The sequence below is a fragment of the Pseudomonas sp. genome, assembly GCF_049645325.1.
Classification (GTDB): Bacteria; Pseudomonadota; Gammaproteobacteria; order Pseudomonadales; family Pseudomonadaceae; genus Aquipseudomonas.
In genome coordinates, this window is the sequence record NZ_JBARTQ010000649.1 from 1 (window position 1) to 3707 (window position 3707).

Genomic DNA, 3707 nt, shown 5'->3' on the forward strand with positions numbered 1-3707 from the left:
CACTGGATCTGTGTGAGTTCAGATCCCGTGTCCGGCATTTTTTCCTGTGAGTTTTTCGAGTTAAGGAGTGACACCATGCTGGTGATGCGCCCCGCGCAAATGGCTGATCTGGGCGAGGTACAGCGTCTGGCTGCGGACAGCCCGATTGGTGTCACCTCCTTGCCGGATGATGTGGAACGCCTGAGCGACAAGATCGCCGCCAGCGAAGCGTCCTTCGCGGCCGAGGTGAGTTTCAACGGTGAAGAAAGCTATTTCTTCGTGCTCGAAGATACCGAGACCGGCAAGCTCGCCGGCTGCTCGGCCATCGTCGCTTCGGCGGGTTATTCGGAACCGTTCTACAGCTTCCGTAACGAAACCTTCGTGCACGCTTCCCGCGAGCTGAAGATCCACAACAAGATCCACGTGCTGTCGCAGTGCCACGACTTGACCGGCAACAGCCTGCTCACCAGTTTCTACGTGGTGCCCGAGCTGGTCGGTTCGCCGTGGTCGGAACTCAATTCCCGTGGCCGCTTGCTGTTCGTCGCCAGCCACCCCGAGCGCTTTGCCGACTCGGTGGTGACCGAGATCGTCGGCTACAGCGACGAGAACGGTGATTCGCCGTTCTGGGACGCCATCGGCCGCAACTTCTTCGACCTCAACTACGCCGCCGCCGAGCGCCTGTGCGGGCTGAAAAGCCGCACCTTCCTCGCCGAGCTGATGCCGCATTACCCGATCTACGTGCCGTTGCTGCCAGATGAAGCCCAGGAAGCGATGGGCCAGGTGCACCCGCGTGCGCAGATCACCTTCGACATCCTGATGCGCGAAGGCTTCGAGACCGACCACTACATCGACATCTTCGACGGTGGCCCGACGCTGCACGCCCGGGTCTCGGGCATTCGCTCGATCGCCCAGAGCCGCGTGGTGCCGGTGAAGATCGGCGAGATGGTCAAGGGTGTCGGCCGCCAGTACCTGGTCAGTAACGGCCAGTTGCAGGATTACCGCGCGGTCATGCTGGAACTGGACTATGCGCCCGGCAAACCGGTGACCCTGGACCTGGAAACAGCCGAAGCCCTCGGCGTCGGCGAAGGTGCCAGCGTGCGTCTGGTCGCGGTTTAAAGAATTGAGTGTCGCGGGTGGCTGCAAAGCGGCCCGTCTGAGGAGATAGCATGATCGTTCGTCCCGTACGCAGCAGCGATTTACCGGCCCTGATTGAACTGGCGCGCAGCACCGGCACGGGTCTCACCACCTTGCCGGCCAACGAAGAGCGCCTGACCCACCGGGTTGGCTGGGCGGAAAAAACCTTTCGCGGCGACGCCGGGCGCGGCGATGCCGACTACCTGTTCGTGCTGGAAAACGATGAAGGCCGCGTGGTGGGCATTTCCGCCATCGCTGGCGCCGTCGGCCTGCGCGAGCCTTGGTACAACTTCCGGGTGGGCCTGACGGTCAGCGCCTCCCAGGAGCTGAATATCTACCGCGAGATTCCGACGCTGTTTTTGGCCAATGACCTCACCGGCAATTCCGAGCTGTGCTCGTTGTTCCTGCACGCCGATTACCGCACCGGCCTCAATGGCCGCATGCTCGCCAAGGCACGCATGCTGTTTATCGCTGAGTTCCCGCAGCTGTTCGGCAACAAGATCATTGCCGAGATGCGCGGCGTGTCCAACGAGGCGGGGCGTTCGCCATTCTGGGAAAGCCTGGGGCGGCACTTCTTCAAGATGGAATTCAGCCAGGCGGATTACCTCACCGGCGTGGGCAACAAGGCGTTTATTGCCGAGCTGATGCCCAAGTTCCCGCTGTACAGCTGCTTCCTTTCTGAAGATGCGCGCAACGTGATCGGCAAGGTCCACCCGGACACCGAGCCGGCATTGAGCATGCTCAAGAGTGAAGGCTTCAGCTATCAAGGCTACGTCGACATTTTCGACGCCGGCCCGGCGGTGGAGTGTGAAACCTCCAAGATCCGCGCCGTGCGCGACAGCCAGTCGCTGGTGCTGGCCATCGGCACACCGGGGGACGACGCCACGCCGTTCCTGATCCATAACCGCAAGCGCGAGGAGTGCCGCATCACCGCCGCACCGGCCCGTCTGGCGGCCGGTACGTTGGTGGTTGATCCGCAGACCGCCAAACGCCTGCAACTGGTGGTGGGTGATCAAGTGCGTGCTGTTCCGTTGTCTGCTGCTCGGGAGTCGAAATAATGAATTCGCTGTATATCGCAGGGAGCTGGCTGGCTGGCCAGGGTGAGCTGTTTGAGTCGCGCAACCCGGTGACCCAGCAAGTGCTGTGGGCTGGCAACGGCGCCACTGTCGAGCAGGTCGAATCCGCCGTGCAGGCAGCGCGCCAGGCGTTCCCCGCCTGGGCCCGGCGCCCGCTGGAAGAGCGCATCAGCGTGCTCGAAACCTTTGCCGCCACGCTGAAAAGCCGCGCCGATGAAATTGCCCGCTGCATCGGTGAGGAAACCGGCAAGCCGTTGTGGGAATCGGCGACTGAAGTCACCAGCATGGCCAACAAGATCGCGATCTCGGTGCAAAGCTACCGCGAGCGTACCGGCGAGAAGAGCGGCCCCTTGGGCGACGCCACTGCTGTATTGCGCCACAAGCCGCACGGCGTGGTGGCGGTGTTCGGTCCGTACAACTTCCCTGGCCATTTGCCGAATGGGCATATCGTGCCGGCGTTGCTCGCGGGTAACACCGTGTTATTCAAGCCAAGCGAGCTGACCCCGAAGGTCGCCGAGCTGACCGTGCAGTGCTGGGTCGAAGCCGGTTTGCCGGCCGGCGTGTTGAACCTGTTGCAAGGCGCGCGGGAAACCGGCATTGCCTTGGCCGCCAACCCGGGTATCGACGGGTTGTTCTTCACCGGTTCGAGCCGTACCGGCAACCACCTGCACCAGCAGTTCTCCGGGCGCCCGGACAAGATCCTCGCGCTGGAAATGGGCGGCAACAACCCGCTGGTGGTCGACGAAGTGGCCGATGTGGATGCGGCGGTCTACACCATCATCCAGTCGGCGTTTATCTCGGCCGGCCAGCGTTGCACCTGTGCACGTCGCTTGCTGGTGCCGGAAGGCGCGTGGGGCGATGCGTTGCTGTCACGCCTGGTGGCGGTCAGCGCAACGATTAAGGTCGGCGCATTCGATCAGCAACCGGCACCGTTCATGGGCTCGGTGATTTCCCTGGGCGCGGCCAAAGCCTTGATGGACGCCCAGGAATTGATGCTGGCCAATGGCGCCGTGGCGCTGCTGGAAATGACCCAGCCACAGGATCAGGCGGCGTTGCTGACCCCGGGCATCATCGACGTGACCGGCGTGACCGAGCGCGAAGATGAAGAGCTGTTTGGCCCGCTGTTGCAGGTGATCCGCTACGCTGATTTTGCTGCGGCGATTGCCGAAGCCAACAACACCCAGTACGGCCTGGCCGCCGGTTTGTTGTCGGACTCCGAAGCGCGTTACCAGCAGTTCTGGCTGGAAAGCCGCGCCGGGATCGTCAACTGGAACAAACAGCTGACCGGCGCCGCCAGCACCGCGCCATTCGGCGGGGTCGGGGCCTCGGGCAACCATCGCGCCAGTGCGTATTACGCGGCGGATTATTGCGCGTACCCGGTGGCGTCGCTGGAAACGCCGAGCCTGGTGGTTCCGGCCACGCTGACGCCCGGTATTACGCTGATCTAAAGGTGTGGGAGCGGGCTTGTGTGGGAGCTGGCTTGCCTGCGATGGCAGCGGCGCGGTCTCTCAGTTAAAC

General features: G+C 63.0%; 3 protein-coding genes. All 3 read left to right on the top strand.

What is annotated here, in order from left to right; translation table 11 throughout:
* Positions 1 to 75 precede the first annotated feature (75 nt).
* From aruF to astD, 3 genes are read left to right on the top strand one after another with little or no spacing between them, the layout of a single operon-like run.
* Positions 76 to 1095: an arginine/ornithine succinyltransferase subunit alpha gene (aruF, locus tag WBB95_RS27800; protein WP_424490488.1), complete on the top strand. Its 1020-nt coding sequence runs from the start codon at positions 76 to 78 to the stop codon at positions 1093 to 1095.
* A 50-nt stretch (positions 1096 to 1145) separates the two neighbouring features.
* On the top strand, positions 1146 to 2171 hold the full coding sequence (astA, locus tag WBB95_RS27805) for an arginine N-succinyltransferase (RefSeq protein ID WP_424490489.1): 1026 nt from the start codon (positions 1146 to 1148) through the stop codon (positions 2169 to 2171).
* Entirely contained in the window at positions 2168 to 3637 is a 1470-nt protein-coding gene (astD, locus tag WBB95_RS27810; RefSeq protein WP_424490490.1) for a succinylglutamate-semialdehyde dehydrogenase, read from the top strand. Before astA ends, astD begins: the two co-directional genes overlap by 4 nt.
* Positions 3638 to 3707 lie beyond the last annotated feature (70 nt).